Origin of the sequence: Hallella mizrahii, assembly GCF_009695775.1 — a bacterium.
In the GTDB taxonomy this organism is placed as follows: Bacteria; Bacteroidota; Bacteroidia; order Bacteroidales; family Bacteroidaceae; genus Prevotella; species Prevotella mizrahii.
Map to the genome: position 1 here is coordinate 1 of NZ_VUNG01000017.1, position 17,933 is coordinate 17,933.

Here is a 17,933-nt window from a genome sequence, read left to right on the forward strand (position 1 = left end):
CGTTTCTTGTGTACGAACATGATGCAAAGATAGCTTGCGCCACCCAAAAATCCAAATACAAAGTGTCACTTTATTGATTTTTAATGATTTACGGCCGTTAACGGCTATTAACGTGGAAAACAGGAAAAAGATGACAGTGTAGGGGCGAGCCGTCCCTACACTGTCATCTACAAAACGGGTGTATTAGAATTGTTTATCCAGCATTTCACTCCCCCTCTCCCCTTGGAGAGGGGGTGAGGGGGGTGAGGCTGTAGTGTAAGCTGGTGAGCCTGTTCTTTTACTCGAAGTTCTTATCGTCGAGCATCTCAAAGCCGCAGTAAGGCACGAGTGCTTTCGGCACGCGGATGCCCTCGGGCGTCTGATTGTTCTCAATGATGGCGGCAACGATACGCGGCAGTGCCAAAGCAGAACCGTTGAGCGTGTGGCAGAGCTCCGTCTTCTTGGTGTCGGCACGACGGAAACGGCAGTGCAGACGGTTGGCCTGATAGCTCTCGAAGTTTGAAACAGAGCTGACCTCGAGCCAACGCTTCTGTGCGCCACTCCATACTTCAAAGTCGTAGCAGATAGAGGAAGTGAAACTCATGTCACCACCGCACAGGCGGAGGATGTGATAAGGCAGTTCGAGTTTCTGTACAAGACCCTCGACATGAGCGAGCATCTCGTCAAGACTCTGGTAAGAGTGCTCCGGCGTGTCGATGCGAACGATCTCAACCTTGTCGAACTGATGCAGGCGGTTCAAGCCACGAACATCCTTGCCATAGGAGCCAGCCTCACGGCGGAAGCAGGCAGAATAAGCGCAACGCTTGATAGGCAGATCCTTTTCGTCGAGGATCTCATCGCGGAAGATGTTGGTCACAGGCACTTCGGCAGTAGGAATGAGATAGAGGTTGTCGAGATTGCAGTGGTACATCTGTCCCTCCTTATCAGGCAGCTGACCCGTGCCGTAACCGGATGCCTCGTTGACAACATACGGCGGCTGGACCTCGAGATAGCCGGCCTTGCGGGCCTCATCGAGGAAGAAAGCCTCCAAAGCACGCTGGAAGCGGGCCATCTTGCCCACATAGATCGGGAAGCCGGCACCCGTGATCTTCACACCCATGTCGAAGTCTACAAGGTGATATTTCTTGAGCAGATCCCAGTGGCACAGTGCGTCGTCGCCGAGATTTGGCATTGGACCGCCCTCCTTGACGACAACATTGTCGTTGGCATCCTTGCCTTCAGGTACAAGATCGTTGGGGATATTTGGGATCTGGAGCAGTTCGTTGGTCATGTCGGCCTGAGCCTTGTCCATGATCTCCTGCAGTGCCTTGTCGGCAGCCTTGAGCTCAGCCACCTCTGCTTTGACCTTCTCGGCCTCGTCCTTCTTGCCTTCCATCATCAGGCCGCCGATCTGCTTTGACAGCTGATTCTGGTGCTGCTTGTTGCTGTCCAGCTTCTGCTGGCTCTCGCGGCGCAGCTTGTCATACTCCAATACTTTTTCAATAGCTTCGCGGGCTCCGGCGAAATGTTTCTTCTCCAAGCCCTTGATCACGCGTTCAGTTTCCTCACTGATGAGTTTAAGTGTAAGCATATAGCTGTTTATTGATTATATTTCCTTATTTGGGGCAAAAGTACAAAAAAAAACGCTCACGGCAAAATTTATACGAGAAAACGCTTGCAACACCCGTTGATTACAACAAAAAAACGTATCTTTGCAATGATACAATATTGAATATGGTAAGATTTGATGGTTTCGACATTTGTATTATAAGATAAAAGAATATAAGAGATGGATTACGGAAAAGAGAAAAAGCAACTGGTCCACCATGCGTTATGGGGACTTTTGTTGGCCATCGGATGGGTCTGGATCTGTCCCTCACAGGCTCAGACGCCCAAAGGTCACCGGCTGCCTAACGTGGCTGTCGGCATTCACCACCATCATCCCGACTCTACACTCTGCTCCCCGCTGAATATAGGACTTCTCAGCGAGGTCGACACGCTTCACGGTTTCCAATACGGCATGTTTCTCGGTGCTGTGCGCGGGCGGGCCGACGGTTTCATGCTCGCAACCCTTGCCAATGTGGCTCACGCCTTCAATGGGGTACAGATCGCCAGTTTCAACAACATCGTCTTCACGCCGATGAAAGGCATTCAGATCAGCCCCATCACCAACATCGCCATGGGCGTCAGACAAGGAATGCAGTTCTCTTCCATCGCAAACATCAGCTCCGGAAAGATGAGAGGACTGCAACTCAGCACCTATAACTATGCCGACACGCTGCGGGGAACGCAAATCGGTATCCTCAACGTGGCGCAGAGCCATCCGAGGGGCGTACAGATAGGACTGTTCAACTACACGCGAGACCCGGAAGCACGCAAGATCGGACTCATCAACATCAACCCACAGACACGCATCGACGTGATGCCGTATGTCGGAACCTCCACCCGTCTGAACCTCGCCCTGCGCTTCCGCAATCCCCACACCTACACGATGGTCGGCATAGGCTCTCACTTCCTGGGACTCGACGAGGACTTCTCGGGCGAGCTCTTCTACCGCATGGGACGATACTGGGGCATTGCACCACGATGGACACTCGGTGGAGACATAGGATTCGGACACGTGGAAACTTTTCAAAACAAAGGCGACACGCCACGGCGTATGTACTCGCTACAGGCACGCCTGACGGCCGACTATGCCATCAACGACAATCTCGGTGCCTTTGTCGCCGCCGGATACGGCACCACAAGACACTATGGATCGCACACCAACTTCCGTTCACGCCCGATCATCGAGGCAGGACTGGCACTGCGCTATCACCACGATCCCGACCATCAGGCTCTTTGGGACGAGGAAAGAAAGCGCGACCGGGAGTTTATGCTCGGCAAGCTGGCACTGACACCGGAAGACAGCCTCTACCGATGGAGCGACCCTGACTATACCAAGAAAAGATGGCTGCGCGCGGCGGCAGAGGCGGTTGGCATCAACGTCTTCGTGCATTGCTTCGACCGATTCGTCATGGACGAAGACTTTGCGCAGGTTACTTTCAAAAGCATCGCACACAACTGGCACCACGCCTTCGTGTGGGACAACGATCAGTTCTCGACGAACCTCTTTGCACATCCTTACCACGGCAACCTCTATTTCAACTCGGCTCGCAGCAACGGACTGAACTTCTGGCAGAGTGCGCCTTACGCTCTTGGAGGAAGTCTGATGTGGGAGTTCTGCGGTGAAGTGGAGCCACCGGCCATCAACGATGTGCTGGCTACCACCTTCGGCGGCATTTGCATCGGTGAAGTCATGCACCGCGTATCGGCACTCGTACTCAACGATCGCTCACGTGGCTTCCGTCGCTTCCTACGAGAGGCGGTTGCTTTCGTCACCAACCCCATGCAAGGGCTCAACAGAATCATCGACGGTGACGCGTGGAACGTGCGGCAGGACAAGTACATGTACCACGACTTCAGCCGCATCCCCGTGGAGTTTGCCATGACCGTCGGCGACCGCTATCTCGCTGACCAAGGCGGTATCTTCCGAGGAGAAAACCAGCCTTACCTGATGTTCGACCTGCACTATGGCGATGCCTTCGACGACAGCAACACGCAGCCCTACGACTTCTTCACCCTGAACGCCTGCGCGGGATTCACCGGCAATCAGCCGCTCATCAACAACCTTCACCTGCTCGGTAAACTCTGGAGCCACACCGTATATGACGGAAAACAAGGAAAGACGATCGTCGGAATATTTCAGCACTTCAACTATTACGACTCGAAACCCGTAAAAAACGGCAGCGACAAGACCCCTTACCGCATATCAGAAGCAGCTTCCTTCGGTCCCGGTATGATGTGGCAATTCCCGCAAGTGGGTAATCTCAAGCGGTTGGAACAGGCTGTCTTTGCCGATCTCATCCTACTCGGCGGTACGAAGAGCGACTACTACAACGTGATCGACCGCGACTATAACATGGGATCGGGATTCAGTCTCAAGTCCAAGACCCAAATGGTCTTCCCTCGCCTCGGCTACTTCTCGCTGCTTGTGGACTATTACCACATCTATACATGGAAAGGATATGAGGGTAAAGACCTGGAGCACACCAATCCTCTCTACCTCAACGCGCAAGGCGACAAAGGCGACGCGCAGTTGCTGGTCTTCAACCCTCGCTTTGTATTCCAACTGAGAAACAACTTCGGCATCGAGTGGCAAGGGGCTTACTATGGCAGATATACCTATTATAGCTATCACCCCAGCGTCAGGGCTCATACCTTCGAAACCAGACTGGGACTGCTCTACAGATTTTAGCAGAAGAGCAAAGGCCTGAAAACAAACATCGGGTGAGCCGCCATCATTGCTGCTCACCCGATGCTTATTGATAACGAAAGGGTAAAAGCCGACTGCTGCTTCAGCAAAGCATCCTTTCGATAAATCGATTAGAAATCATAGGAAAAGCCGAAGGACACAAACTCGTTGAGCATCCAATAGCCAAAACTCTTGTCGCGATTCACACCGTCGTCGAAGCGGGGATAGGCATAGACCTTGGCCGAGATATAGCGGTTGAACGAGAAGGTGAACGTGTTCTCCCACTCCAGCTCTGAACGCTTATACGTGGTATAGCCGTAGAGACGGGTCTGCCACATGAAGTTGTCCCAAATCTTCCACTTCAAGTCACACGTAAACTGCGAGCCATAGTCGTGAAGAGTGTGGTGCCCTTCCTCAAGTCCATTGGCCTGGGCAAGGCTTTGGCGACCTACATACTTGAGGTTATAAGCGATTGGAGCCAAGTGGATGGAACCCGTCAGACGGTTCTTCAAAGCACTGACATTATAGTCCATACCGAGCGAGACATTGAAGTTGAAAGGACTCATAAAGTCAGATTTCACCCTCGGAGAATTGGTATCGTACTTCCGCAGAAACTGTGTTGTGGCGATCACTTGGAAAGTATAGTACCAGTGCTTCGTGGCTTGCAAGCCGAGCTTACCGGTATATCGAAGAAGATCCTCTGTACTCTTGGCCTTGTGGAGCGAGTCTCCTTTAGTCGTCTGTATACCTAACTTCATCTCCAACTTATTGTCCCAACGCAACTTCTGCTTGTTGTCGTAATGTGCCTCAAGCGTCAGTGAGCCCACAGCGGAATAGTTTCCCTCGCCCCCTTTATACCAGTTGGGTGAGATATAGCTCTGAAGAAACTGTAAGTAATAATCGCCGCCGAAAGTCCAGAAATTGGGTTTAAACACCACCATATCCATGGGCACATACTCCGGTTCCTCCGGTTTGGTAGGCTTGACAACAGTTGCCGGATGCTCCGTAATCGTCGTGGGTCTGAGCACGGGACCTGTTTTTTCCAAGTCGCGCTGCGTTGTCTTCACCGCTCCCGGACGATGAAGATAAACCCAGAGCAGCGACGCGTCGGTAGGCGTCAGCGTCCCGTCGAGAGAGAAAGCGCGATGAGCAACACCTCGATAGAATGTCATCGGGAGAAACAACGGTGCAGTGGTGCTCTCATACAAGGGCCGCGAAGCCTTCACACTGTCGCGAAAGAGTGAGTCAGAAAACAAACGCAAAGAGTCCATATAGACCGTCACCAACTTGCCTCGACCCTGCAACAGCGCATGACGATAGGCCACTGAACGCGCAGCCGCCGGCATGGCAGACGACAGTATCAGAGCGATTATCAACAAGCAAACCGCCGGGCGGAACAGATTATGACTTTCTCTATGCGACATCGTTTCTTCAACTCCTTCTTTCTTTAATGATTCGTTATATTGTCTTAACGTTGCAAAGATAACAATAATTTTTGTTTTTGTTGTACATCTCATAAAAATATGCTAACTTTGCAACATCTTTTATAGATCGAGTAACTCTTTCGTATTCAACAATTAAATCCAACAAAATATTGACAATGGTGGCAGAAACAAAGTACATCTTCGTCACAGGCGGTGTGGTTTCCTCGTTAGGAAAAGGCATCATCTCGTCTTCAATAGGTAAGCTTCTACAAGCAAGAGGCTACAACATCACCATCCAGAAATTCGATCCTTACATCAACATCGACCCAGGTACGCTCAATCCCTATGAGCACGGCGAATGCTATGTGACTGTCGACGGTATGGAGACCGACCTCGACCTTGGACACTATGAGCGATTCACAGGCATTCAGACTACCAAGGCCAACTCTCTGACAACAGGGCGCATCTATAAGAGCGTCATCGACAAGGAGCGCCGCGGCGACTATCTTGGCAAAACCATCCAGGTCGTGCCACATATCACTGACGAGATCAAGCGCAATGTAAAGCTCCTCGGACAGAAAAACCACTACGACTTCGTCATTACCGAAATCGGAGGTACCATTGGTGACATCGAGAGCGCGCCATTCATGGAGGCTATCCGACAGTTGAAATGGGAACTCGGCAAGCGTGCCGTCTGCGTGCACCTTACTTACGTGCCCTACCTCAAAGCCGCCGGCGAGTTGAAGACCAAGCCGACACAGCACTCCGTCAAGGAACTCCAGAGCGTAGGTATCCAGCCCGACATCCTCGTGCTGCGCACTGAGAAACATCTGCCTGACCAGGTTCGCAAAAAGGTGGCTGCTTTTTGCAACGTCGACCTCGACTGCGTCATCCAGAGCGAAGATCTCCCCAGCATCTACGAGGTGCCGGTGAACATGCAGAACCAAGGCCTCGACGCTGCCATCCTGCGCAAAGTCGGTGAGCCCATCGGCGAGAAACCAGGACTCGGTCCCTGGCGTTCCTTCCTCGAGCGACGCAAGAAGGCCACAGAGGAAGTGCACATCGGACTCGTCGGAAAGTATGACTTGCAGGATGCTTATAAGAGTATCCGCGAGAGCCTATCACAGGCCGGTACCTACAACGACCATAAGACGGTCATCACCTTCATCAATTCGGAGTATATCACTTCCGACAATGTCGCTGAGAAACTGGCAGGACAGGACGGCATCGTCATCTGCCCGGGATTCGGACAGCGTGGTATTGAGGGTAAGATCGTGGCTGCCAAATACTGCCGTACCCATGATGTGCCGACATTCGGCATCTGCCTGGGTATGCAGATGATGGTCATCGAGTTTGCACGCAACGTGCTCGGCTATGCCGACGCCAACTCGCGCGAGATGGACGAAAAGACACCGCACAACGTCATTGACATCATGGAGGAGCAGAAAAACATCACCAATATGGGTGGTACTATGCGTCTCGGTGCCTACGACTGCGTGCTCCGCAAAGACTCGAAAGTATACTCTATCTACAAGCAGGAGAATATACGTGAGCGTCACCGCCACCGCTATGAGTTCAACAACGACTATCAGAAGGAATACGAAGACAAGGGAATGATGTGCGTGGGCCGTAACCCGGACAGCGATCTCGTCGAGATCGTGGAAATACCTAAGTTGAAATGGTATATCGGCACCCAGTTCCACCCCGAGTATCAGAGCACTGTGCTCAAGCCACATCCGCTCTTTGTCGACTTCGTCAAGACGGCCATCGCCAACCAAAAGAAGAAATAAGTACTGAGAAGAAGTGCGTGTAACACTTCATACATCAAGAATTAGAGAAGGAGAGAATCAGAAGATGGTTCTATAATTCTCTAATTCTTGATCTCCTTTTGAACTAAACATGATTCGGGTCAAAACCCGAGAGAATAGATTTATGGATAAGAACAACATTATCGGCTTCGTGCTCATCGCGCTTGTGCTTATCGGCTACAGCTGGTACGCGAAGCCATCTAAAGAGCAGGAGCGTGCACAATTTGTGCAAGACTCCATCGCACAGGCCAAGCGACAGCAGGCTGAGCAGAACGCCAAGACGGCTGCCTTCAACCGCCAGCAGGCTGCCAAGCAGAAGATCGCGGCGGACACCACAGCCCTCTTCCACGCTGCCCTGACCGGACAAGCCAAGGACATCGTGCTGAAAAACAGCAAAGTCGCTGTCACGCTGTCTACCAAAGGTGCCACTGTCACCAAGGCGATCATCAACAACTATAAGGACAACATCACTGAGGCAAACCACGTCACCCTCTTCCAGGGCAAGGATCAGAGCCTCACCTACACCATGGCTGCCAAGGAGATCAACATCTCCACTGCCGACCTCTACTTCGTGCCTTCCAATGTGACAGACTCTACTGTCACCTTCACAGCTACCGCTGCTCCAGGCAAGACCGTCACGCTGGCATACCGCCTCGGCAAAGACTATATGCTCCACATGCAGATGGCTGTCAAAGGCATGGAGGGACTCTTCGCGCCAGGCACCAGCACAATGGACGTGAACTGGAAAGACAAGTGCCGTCAGCAGGAGAAAGGCTTCAACTTCGAGAACCGCTACGCTACCCTCACCTACCATAATGTGGAAGGTGGTACCGACAAGCTGAGCGAGACATCGCAGAAGATCGACGAGGACATCGAGGACAGCATAGACTGGGTGGCCTTTAAAAATCAGTTCTTCTCCGCCGTGATGATTGCCAAGAACAACTTCCAGGGTCACTCCCTGATGACGTCCATCCCGCAGGAGAAAGGCTCTGGATACCTCAAGCAATACGAGGCTAAGATGAAGACTTTCTTCGACCCGAGTGGTAAGACACCGTCGGAGTTCGAGTTTTACTTCGGTCCTAACGACTTCCGCCTGCTGCAAAAGGTGGAGAAGGAAAGTACTTTTGGCCACGATCTGCAGATGCAGCGTCTCGTCTACTTGGGATGGCCGCTCTTCCGGATCATCAACCGCTGGTTCACAATCTACGTGTTCAGCTGGCTGAGCAAATGGTTCCCCATGGGCGTAGTGCTGATTCTCATCACCCTGCTCCTGAAGGTGATCACCTATCCGATGGTGAAAAAGAGCTATATGAGTTCCGCCAAGATGCGCGTGCTCAAGCCGAAGCTCGACGAGGCAACCAAGCAATACGATAAGCCCGAGGATGCTATGCAGAAGCAACAGGCTATGATGGCAGAGTACGCCAAGTACGGTGTATCCCCACTCTCCGGCTGTCTGCCGATGCTCATACAGATGCCGATCTGGATTGCAATGTTCAACTTTGTGCCTAACGCCATAGAGTTGCGTGGTCAGAGCTTCCTTTGGATGCACGACCTCTCGACGTATGACCCGATCATCCAATGGCACAGCAACATTTGGCTCATCGGCGATCACCTGAGTCTGACCTGTATTCTCTTCTGCGGTGCCCAGATCATCTACTCTTGGTTTACCATGCAGTTGCAGAAAGATCAGATGGTCGGTCAGCAAGCCGAACAGATGAAGGCCATGCAATGGATGATGTATCTCATGCCACTGATGTTCTTCTTTATGTTCAACGACTACTCTTCAGGTCTGAACTTCTACTATTTCGTCTCGCTGATCATGTCGGCCGGCATCATGTTCGTGCTGCGCAAGACCACCAACGACGAGAAGCTGCTGGCTATCCTTGAGGCTCGCTACAAAGAGAACCAGGCTAACCCACAGAAGAAGATGAAGGGTATGATGGCACGTATGCAGGCTCTCCAGGAAATGCAGCAAAAGCAGATGGAGGAGAACCGCCGCCGCCAGGAAGAACTGAAAAACAAAAGAAACGGAAAGAAATAGTGCCGCTATATATAATAATGAGTAACGAAGAAGATCCCGGCATGAGGCCGGCGTCCGATATCGTTACTCATTTTTCACGAAGCAGCCTGCTGCTTGGAAATCATATACTGACTTGAGAAAAGCAGGAAACTACTTCTTTCCTACATACAACTTACTCCCATGAATAAAGCAATAGCAATGGTGCTGGGTGCCATGCTTCTTGGTACCCCAACGATGAAAGCACAGACGATGATTGAGAAAAACAACATCACGCTCGCCAGCGACCAGATGACGCCAGAGGCCCTGTGGGCCATGGGGCGCATCGGTGCCTATGCTGTCTCGCCCGACGGCAAGACGCTGGTCTACCAGGTGAGCTACTATAGTGTCAAGGAAAACAAAAGCCATACGATGCTCTTCGTGCAGCCGCTGAAAGCCGGCAAGAGGATTGCCAAGGCAACAGCCCTGACCAAGGACAGCAAAAGCGAGACAGACGCCGCATGGATTGAGGGCGGAAAGAAGATCGCCTTCCTTCGCGACGGACAGCTGTGGAAGATGAACGCCGACGGTACCGACCGCGTGAAGATGACCGACAGCAAGATCGACATCGAGGGATTCCTTTTCTCGCCCGACGGCAGCAAGGTGATCCTCATCAAGAGTCTCCCTTATCACGGCAGCATCCAGAAGAATCCTGATGACCTGCCAAAGGCTACCGGGCGTCTCGTCACGGATCTGAACTATCGTCACTGGGATCACTACGTCGAGAGCATGCCGCATCCGTTCGTAGCCAACGTCAATGGCGACAAGGCTGACGACGGTGTTGACATCCTTGAGGGGCAGCCCTACGAGTGCCCAATGGCTCCTTTCGGCGGTATCGAGCAGTTGGCATGGAGCCCCGACTCCAAGCAGGTGGCCTACACCTGCCGTAAGAAAGAGGGTGTGGAATACGCCATCTCTACCGATGCCGACATATACCTATATAATATAGATACGCGCGCGACCCGCAACCTCTGCAAGCCGGAAGGATACAAAGAACCGAAGATCGACCCGACAAAGACCATGCGCAACCAAGCCGTCAACCATCAGACTGGTGATATGCAGGTAGGTTACGATGTCAACCCGAAGTTCTCTCCCGACGGCAAATACATTGCCTGGCAGAGCATGAAAAACGACGGCTATGAGAGCGACCGCAACCGTCTCTGTGTCATGGAACTTGCCACAGGCAAGAAAAGCTACGTCACGGAGAAGTTCGACTCCAATGTCGATGACTATATCTGGAACAGCGACAGCCGCACGCTCTACTTCCTGGGCTGCTGGCACGCCTGCGTGAATATCTATCAGACCGATCTCGGTGGCAACGTCAAGCAGCTCACTGACGGCTGGCACGACTTCGGCTCACTGAAACTCTTGGCTCCTGGTAAGCTCATCGCTACGCGTCACTCCATGGCAGACCCTGACGACATCTATCAGGTCAACATCAACAAGACTGAAAAGAAGAGCGTTGCGATCCGTCTCACTGCTGAGAACGATCACATCCTCGACCAGCTTGCCAAACCGACCATACAGCAGCGCTGGGTGAAGACAACCGACGGCAAACAGGAACTCGTTTGGATTATCCTGCCGCCACACTTCGACGCTACCAAGAAATATCCTACCCTGCTCTACTGCGAGGGCGGTCCTCAGAGTCCCGTCTCACAGTTCTGGAGCTATCGCTGGAACTTCTCCATTATGGCCGCTCACGGCTATGTCGTCGTAGCACCTAACCGCCGTGGCCTTCCCGGCTTCGGTTCTGAGTGGAACGAAGAGATTAGCGGCGACTGGACAGGCCAGTGTATGAACGACTATCTCAGCGCCATCGACGACGCAACAGCCAACTTGCCTTATGTCGACAAAGACCGTCTGGGCTGTGTAGGCGCCTCTTTCGGTGGCTTCTCCGTGTACTATCTTGCCGGTCATCACGACAAGCGCTTCAAGTGCTTCATCGCTCACGACGGTGCTTTCAACCTCGAGTCGATGTACACCGACACAGAGGAAGACTGGTTCTCCAACTGGGAGTATGACGACGCTTACTGGAATAAGGACATGACTGCCAACGCTAAGCGCACCTACGAAAACAGTCCGCATAAGTTCGTCGACAAGTGGGACACGCCGATTCTCTGCATCCATGGCGAGAAGGACTACCGCATCAATGCCAACCAAGGCATGGGAGCCTTCAACGCCGCACGCATGCGTGGCATTCCCGCCGAGCTACTCATCTTCCCCGACGAGAACCACTGGGTACTCAAACCACAGAATGGTATTTTGTGGCAACGCACCTTCTTCAACTGGCTCGACCGCTGGCTGAAAGACAAGAAATAAATCGCAATCAATTAAAAGACATATCAAACGACATCCGTGAGAGAAGCAAGGAGGGTTCTCTCACGGATTCAGAAACAGAGAGAATTCTATTATGACAGAGAAAATTCAACGTATCCTCAGCGACAGCAAGGGCGCCCGGTGGACAGCCCTGTTCATTGTCGCATTCACCATGATGACCGGTTACTTCATCACCGACGTGATGTCGCCACTGGAAGTACTTCTTGACAAGCCCGTAGCAGCCGGTGGTCTGGGATGGACCTCAGACGACTATGGCTTCTTCGCCGGCAGTTACGGTCTCATCAACGTATTCCTGCTCATGCTGTTCTTCGGCGGAATCATCCTTGACAAGATGGGTATCCGCTTCACAGGAATCATGGCTTGCGGTCTGATGGTGATTGGTGTTTTCATCAAATACTATGGTGTGACGGGTGACTTCGGCGACAGTCGCTTCACCCTGAGCTTTGTCAACTTCTCCCTGCCCATGTCTGCGGCAGTAGCCTCTCTGGGCTTTGCCATCTTTGGCGTGGGCTGCGAGATCTGCGGTATCACCGTGTCGAAGATCATCACCAAGTGGTTCACCGGTCACGAGCTTGCGCTCGCCATGGGCATTCAAGTAGCCCTCGCCCGATTGGGAACGGCGGGTGCCATGATGGGCGCACTGCCCTTTGCCAAAGCTTTCGGCGGTAAGGTTGGTGCTCCGGTGCTCCTCGGCCTAGTGCTGCTGGTGATCGGCTTCCTGTCCTTCATCGTTTACACGGTCATGGACAAGAAGCTTGACAAGAGCGTAGAGGAAGCCAAAGGTGAAAAAGAGTTCGAGAAAGAGAAAGAAACACTCGACGAGGAGACTGACGACGACTTCCACTTCCGCGATCTGAAGTACATCTTCTCCAACCCAGGCTTCTGGTGCATCTGTCTCCTCTGCCTGCTGTTCTACAGCGGTGTCTTCCCCTTCTTGAAGTTCGCAACCAAACTGATGATTGCCAACTACGGTGTTTCTGAGGATATGGCCGGTAGTATCCCGAGTCTGATTCCCTTCGGTACCCTCTTGCTTACACCGCTCTTCGGCTCACTCTACGACCGTATTGGCAAGGGCGCCACGCTGATGCTCATCGGCTCGGCCATGTTGGCTGCCGTGCACTTTATCTTTGCTATCCACATCCTGCCCTATGGTTGGTTTGCCGTGATCATCATGATCATCTTGGGTGTCGCCTTCTCCTTGGTGCCATCTGCCATGTGGCCGAGCGTGCCAAAGATCATCCCGATGAAGCTTTTGGGGTCTGCCTACGCCATCATCTTCTACATTCAGAACATTGGATTGGCTCTCGTACCTATGTTCATCGGTAAGGTCAACGGCGCAGATCCGAGCTACACCACGAGTATGAGCATCTTCTGCGGTTTCGGTGTGGCAGCTGTCGTCATCTCGCTCCTGCTGATCGCCGTAGACAAGAAGAAGCACTACGGACTACAGGACGCCAACATCAAGAAATAAACTTCGACCACACTCTATAAGGAGTCGTAAGTCATTCTATTAGAAGCATGGGACTTGCTGTCATCTGCAAGTTCCATGCTTTTTTATTCTCCGCTTATTCTTTTGGTGTATTTCATATTTGCCATCATTACTTTTATTATTCTAAAAGCAGTACGAAACGTTTGCTACATAAAATATTTTTTGTAGCTTTGCAAGGACGAGAATGTCTTGAGTCATCAACAAAGAGATTTAAACCATGAAATATCCCATAGGAATACAAGACTTTGAAAGCCTACGAAACAATGGATATGAGTATGTCGACAAGACAGAACTCATATACAAGCTCGTGCAAGAGGGGACTTATTATTTTCTAAGCCGTCCTCGCCGATTCGGGAAATCACTGCTCATGTCCACACTTGCAGCCTACTTTAGCGGCAAGCGGGAGTTGTTTCATGGTTTAGCTATCGATAAACTTGAGAAGGACTGGACGGTTTATCCTGTGCTGCATCTTGATCTCAACACCGACAAATATGATTCACAGGAAGTATTGGAAAGCCGTTTGAACCTCTTCCTCTCGCATTGGGAACAGCAATATGGAAGAAATCCCAATGAGGTCACGTTTGCCCAGCGCTTTGAAGGCATCATCAGCCGAGTAGCCACAAAAGAGGGGAAAGCAGTCGTGATCCTTGTCGATGAATATGACAAGCCTATGTTGCAGGCTATCAACAACGACAAGTTACAAACAGCCTATCGCAATACCTTGAAAGCCTTCTATGGCGCGCTGAAGACGCAGGACAGATACATCCGTTTCGCTCTTCTGACCGGAGTGACGAAGTTCGGAAAGGTCAGCGTGTTCTCAGACTTGAACAATCTGACCGACATCTCCATGGACGAGAGCTACGACACGCTCTGCGGAATCACCGAGGAAGAGATGCACCGCTATTTCGAAGAGGGCATTCAGAAGCTCGCCGACCGCTACGACATCAGCTACGAGGAGGCTTGCGCACGACTGAAAAAACGCTATGACGGCTATCATTTCGTAGAATATGGCACGGGCGTCTACAATCCCTTCAGTCTTCTGAGTACCTTCCGCGCCAATAAATTCGGCAGCTTTTGGTTTGAGACAGGCACGCCGACATTCCTCGTACAACTGTTGCAACGAGAGAATTTCTATCTTCCTGACCTCACGCAGCAACAGGTATCTGCGGACATGCTCAACTCCATCGATGCCATGGACCGCAATCCGATTCCAGTCATCTACCAAAGCGGCTACCTGACGATCAAGGATTACGACGAGGAGTTCAAGGTCTATACGCTCGGCTTTCCCAATGAAGAGGTGGAAGAGGGCTTCGCCAACTATCTCCTACCTTACTATGCTCATACCGGCAGCGAGGGAGCACCGATGTATGTCCGCAACTTTGTGCTTGCTCTGCGCAACGGCAAGCCTGAAGAATTTATGAAGCGCATGCAGGTGCTCTTCGCCGACACGGACTACAAGATCGTAGGCAACGCTGAACTGTATTTCCAAAATGCGTTCTACATCGTCACGAAGTTACTTGGCTTCTACACCGTGGTGGAGCGCACGATTTCCGACGGTCGCATCGACATGATCGTGAAAACAAAGGACTATATCTACATCTTCGAGTTCAAATACGACCAAAGTGCGGACACCGCCTTACAGCAGATTGAGGACAAAGGCTACGCCAAGCCCTTTGCCACCGATGGCCGCAAGATCGTGAAGATCGGTGTCAACTTCTCACGGGAGCACCGCTGTATCGATGAGTGGAAGATCAAGGAATAGAGTCAAACAAATGATTTGGGCACCATAAAGCCCCAAGAAGAAACAACAGAAAGCATGACAGAGAGTACAGAAAGCAGCAACCTGCTCAATTTATTCACAGAAGTGAAGGATACCGTCATCCGCCGCATACGTGGCCGGAAGAAGGATGTGGCACTTGTGCTCTCCAGTGGAGGCGCACGAGGACTGGCTCATATCGGTGCCATCGAAGAGCTTCTTGACCGCGGATACCACATCCGCTCCATTGCCGGGACGTCGATGGGTGCTCTCGTCGCCGGCATGTATGCGACCGGAAACCTCGAGACCTTCAGGGAATGGATGAAGAGTATAGACAAGCGGAAGATTCGGGAATTGACAGACTACTCCCCCAGCCTGGATCATCTGGTCAAAGGCAAACGCATCATCGACACGCTTAAAACCATTGTTCCCGACACCGACATCGACACACTGCCCATTCCTTATGCCGCCATCTCCACAGACTGGGAAAGCGGCCATGAGGTGGTCTTCCGCCACGGCTCCCTCTATGAGGCCATCCGTGCAAGCATCTCTCTGCCTGCTTATTTCGAGCCCATGCACCTTGGCAACAAGTTGCTCATCGACGGAGGCACGACCAATCCTCTGCCTCTCAACCGCGTGGAGCGACATAAAAGCGACCTGCTCGTGGCCGTCAACGTCTGCGGACATGACTATGAAGGGGAATTGGAACTGAAGCGCACCGCCGAACGCCAGCGCATGGCATCCTCCCGTACACTGCAACTGCTCAACCGTATCGTACCAGGAGGCTTGAAACTCGACTTCAACTACTTTACATTGTTGAACCGTACCGCCAGCATCATGATTCACCAAAACGCACAGCTCATGCTCAGACTTTGTCCGCCTGATATTCTCCTGGACATCCCCATGCGCAGGTTCAGCGGCTCCGACTATGACAAATCCGAGCGTCTCATCGCCATCGGACGTGCAAGGATGAAGAAGGTACTTGATGACTACGAGGAATAGCGAGTCTTAAACATAAAATACTAATCACTTTTCAACCATCAAAATCATGAAAAAGAACATTATGTTAGTCATGGCCGTAGCTGCAATGCTGTTTGCCAGCTGCGGAGGAAGCAAGACAAAGTCTGCTGCCGAGGCTACAGACTCAACGGCAACAGCCGACAGCACGGAACAGATAGACACCACAGCTCTTGCTCCTGAGATCAAGTCCACACTCAACGCGCTGACCGCTCAGGCCACAAGCGCCATTGAGAAGAAAGATCCCAAACAGGTGACCACAGCACTGGCAGACCTGGCTACCACCTATAAGACACTGGTCAACGCCGGCAAACTCGATGAAGCAAAGACTTACGGTGCCGCCATCAAGAAATTCGTCAAGGACAATGAGCAGACGCTGAAGAGCGTAGCCACTAACAACACCACCATCGCCGACCTGATCAACAACATCGAGAACCTGCCGACGACAGCAGCCACTACCGCTGACGAAGCCAAGAAGGCTGTCGCCCAAGATGTCGTGAACCTCGCTTCTCCATACCTGCAGAAGGGCGCTGCCGCTGCTGCCACCGCTGAAGCTGCCGCCGCCGTGTTGAAGAATGCACCCGCCGCTGCCAAAGCCGCTATCGAGGCTGCTCCCGCCACTGCCAAGGCTGCCGCTGAGCAGGCTGCCAACCAAGCCGTCAACAACGCCAAGACGGCTGCCGAGAACAAAGTCAACGAAGAGGCTAACAAAGCAGCTTCCAAAGCCAATGAAGCTGTGACAAAAGCACAGAACAAGGCTGCTGAAAAGGTCAACAAAGCGGCGTCTAAGGCTAATGATGCCGTCAACAAGGCTGCAGGAAAGGCTCTGAAAGGACTGGGGCTGTAATCATTGCTCCATCTTTACGCGCCACAGAACCGACAAGCCCCCTTTCCGCAACCATGCGGCAAGGGGGCTTGTTGGTTATATATATAATAATGTGTCGTCGCTTATCGGATTCTGTCCATCGAACGGACAAGATCCTCGTCAGCCTTAATGCCTCGATAAGCCAGAACGAAAAGAATCAAAGCCACAAACGGCAGACATCCGGCAAAGCGCGGATGGAACGTGCCCATACCCTTGAAAAGGTGAAGGACACAGAAAGCGTAATAGCCATACCACACCAATGTCAGCACGATGTTGGCCACGCAAATCTTCATCTGCATCTTACGTTTCTTAAACAGAGGGATGCAAGCCAGTGTCAGCGCACCCGTGATCACCAAGTCGACGAAAAGAAGCGGATGAATCTGATAGCCACCGTTGGCGTAAAGTCCTACATTATAGAACAGTGCAGGAACGCCCATACCCTTAGGCTCGATGGCTCCCAACGGCAGGCAGAGGCAGACAATGATGGCTGCCAATGCCAACAGCAGGAAAACAGTTTGCTTGCGTTGTATCATCAGATCAGATCATCTTTACGCTCGCTGTCGGCGGGCACCTCGTCAGCTGGATTTCTCCAGTAGATCTTACCTTCGATAAACTCCTGTGTTGCCAGCAACGACGGCTTGGGCAACTTCTCGTAATAGCGGCTGATTTCAATCTGCTCGCGGTTCTCAAAGACCTCCTCCAAAGAATCGTTGTAGGAAGCGAACTCCGAGAGCTTCTTGCTCAGGTCTTCCTTGATCTGAACAGAAATCTGGTTGGCACGCTTCGAAATGATGACCACACTCTCGTAGATGTTACCAGTCTCTTTGCACAAGTCCATCACATTGCGGGTGACGGTGTTAACCGGAGCATTTGATTTTCTATAATCCATTCTATCTATTGTATTATCT

The 17,933-nt window shown here is 51.9% G+C and carries 12 protein-coding genes; 8 read left to right on the forward strand and 4 right to left on the reverse strand.

Annotated elements, in window-relative coordinates:
* Positions 1-277 precede the first annotated feature (277 nt).
* A complete protein-coding gene (gene serS, locus FYJ73_RS07715) occupies positions 278-1,570 on the reverse strand; it encodes a serine--tRNA ligase (RefSeq protein WP_154534142.1) in 1,293 nt (430 codons plus the stop codon).
* A 198-nt stretch (positions 1,571-1,768) separates the two neighbouring features.
* Here serS and FYJ73_RS07720 point away from each other — a divergent pair, with 198 nt between their 5' ends.
* Complete coding sequence (locus FYJ73_RS07720) at positions 1,769-4,276, forward strand: DUF3943 domain-containing protein (RefSeq protein ID WP_154534143.1); 2,508 nt, start codon at positions 1,769-1,771, stop codon at positions 4,274-4,276.
* Positions 4,277-4,404: 128 nt separating this feature from the next.
* Here FYJ73_RS07720 and FYJ73_RS07725 read toward each other — a convergent pair whose 3' ends face one another.
* Positions 4,405-5,697, reverse strand: a complete 1,293-nt coding sequence (locus FYJ73_RS07725) for a DUF3078 domain-containing protein (protein ID WP_154534144.1) — start codon at positions 5,695-5,697, stop codon at positions 4,405-4,407.
* Positions 5,698-5,876: 179 nt separating this feature from the next.
* On the opposite strand from FYJ73_RS07725, the gene FYJ73_RS07730 reads away from it, so the two are divergent.
* The 7 genes from FYJ73_RS07730 (at position 5,877) to FYJ73_RS07760 (ending at position 17,007) form a co-directional block, all read left to right on the forward strand.
* A complete protein-coding gene (locus FYJ73_RS07730; RefSeq protein ID WP_262280069.1) occupies positions 5,877-7,487 on the forward strand; it encodes a CTP synthase in 1,611 nt (536 codons plus the stop codon).
* Positions 7,488-7,629: 142 nt separating this feature from the next.
* Positions 7,630-9,546: a membrane protein insertase YidC gene (yidC, locus tag FYJ73_RS07735; RefSeq protein WP_154534146.1), complete on the forward strand. Its 1,917-nt coding sequence runs from the start codon at positions 7,630-7,632 to the stop codon at positions 9,544-9,546.
* 159 nt (positions 9,547-9,705) lie between these two features.
* On the forward strand, positions 9,706-11,880 hold the full coding sequence (dpp5, locus tag FYJ73_RS07740) for a dipeptidyl-peptidase Dpp5 (RefSeq protein ID WP_154534147.1): 2,175 nt from the start codon (positions 9,706-9,708) through the stop codon (positions 11,878-11,880).
* 91 nt (positions 11,881-11,971) lie between these two features.
* Positions 11,972-13,369, forward strand: a complete 1,398-nt coding sequence (locus FYJ73_RS07745; protein ID WP_154534148.1) for an MFS transporter — start codon at positions 11,972-11,974, stop codon at positions 13,367-13,369.
* A gap of 235 nt (positions 13,370-13,604) precedes the next feature.
* Complete coding sequence (locus FYJ73_RS07750) at positions 13,605-15,149, forward strand: ATP-binding protein (protein ID WP_154534149.1); 1,545 nt, start codon at positions 13,605-13,607, stop codon at positions 15,147-15,149.
* A 54-nt stretch (positions 15,150-15,203) separates the two neighbouring features.
* Entirely contained in the window at positions 15,204-16,145 is a 942-nt protein-coding gene (locus FYJ73_RS07755) for a patatin-like phospholipase family protein (RefSeq protein ID WP_154534150.1), read from the forward strand.
* A 46-nt stretch (positions 16,146-16,191) separates the two neighbouring features.
* Positions 16,192-17,007: a hypothetical protein gene (locus tag FYJ73_RS07760; RefSeq protein ID WP_154534151.1), complete on the forward strand. Its 816-nt coding sequence runs from the start codon at positions 16,192-16,194 to the stop codon at positions 17,005-17,007.
* A gap of 101 nt (positions 17,008-17,108) precedes the next feature.
* Here the strand turns inward: FYJ73_RS07760 and FYJ73_RS07765 are convergent, their stop codons facing one another.
* Positions 17,109-17,558 carry a DUF4293 domain-containing protein gene (locus FYJ73_RS07765; RefSeq protein ID WP_154534152.1) on the reverse strand — a complete coding sequence of 150 codons (450 nt, stop codon included), beginning with the start codon at positions 17,556-17,558 and terminating at the stop codon, positions 17,109-17,111.
* Positions 17,558-17,914, reverse strand: coding sequence for a DNA-directed RNA polymerase subunit omega (locus FYJ73_RS07770; protein WP_154534153.1), 357 nt, complete (start codon positions 17,912-17,914; stop codon positions 17,558-17,560). The genes FYJ73_RS07765 and FYJ73_RS07770 overlap by 1 nt, the downstream gene beginning before the upstream one ends.
* Positions 17,915-17,933 lie beyond the last annotated feature (19 nt).

Excerpts from the sequence above, each read along its gene's own strand:
- FYJ73_RS07720 (WP_154534143.1), top strand. The coding sequence starts at position 1,769 with ATGGATTACGGAAAAGAGAAAAAGCAACTGGTCCACCATGCGTTATGG.
- FYJ73_RS07760 (WP_154534151.1), top strand. The coding sequence starts at position 16,192 with ATGAAAAAGAACATTATGTTAGTCATGGCCGTAGCTGCAATGCTGTTT.
- FYJ73_RS07750 (WP_154534149.1), top strand. The coding sequence starts at position 13,605 with ATGAAATATCCCATAGGAATACAAGACTTTGAAAGCCTACGAAACAAT.
- FYJ73_RS07770 (WP_154534153.1), bottom strand. The coding sequence starts at position 17,914 with ATGGATTATAGAAAATCAAATGCTCCGGTTAACACCGTCACCCGCAAT.
- FYJ73_RS07745 (WP_154534148.1), top strand. The coding sequence starts at position 11,972 with ATGACAGAGAAAATTCAACGTATCCTCAGCGACAGCAAGGGCGCCCGG.
- yidC (WP_154534146.1), top strand. The coding sequence starts at position 7,630 with ATGGATAAGAACAACATTATCGGCTTCGTGCTCATCGCGCTTGTGCTT.
- serS (WP_154534142.1), bottom strand. The coding sequence starts at position 1,570 with ATGCTTACACTTAAACTCATCAGTGAGGAAACTGAACGCGTGATCAAG.
- FYJ73_RS07755 (WP_154534150.1), top strand. The coding sequence starts at position 15,204 with ATGACAGAGAGTACAGAAAGCAGCAACCTGCTCAATTTATTCACAGAA.
- FYJ73_RS07725 (WP_154534144.1), bottom strand. The coding sequence starts at position 5,697 with ATGTCGCATAGAGAAAGTCATAATCTGTTCCGCCCGGCGGTTTGCTTG.
- dpp5 (WP_154534147.1), top strand. The coding sequence starts at position 9,706 with ATGAATAAAGCAATAGCAATGGTGCTGGGTGCCATGCTTCTTGGTACC.
- FYJ73_RS07765 (WP_154534152.1), bottom strand. The coding sequence starts at position 17,558 with ATGATACAACGCAAGCAAACTGTTTTCCTGCTGTTGGCATTGGCAGCC.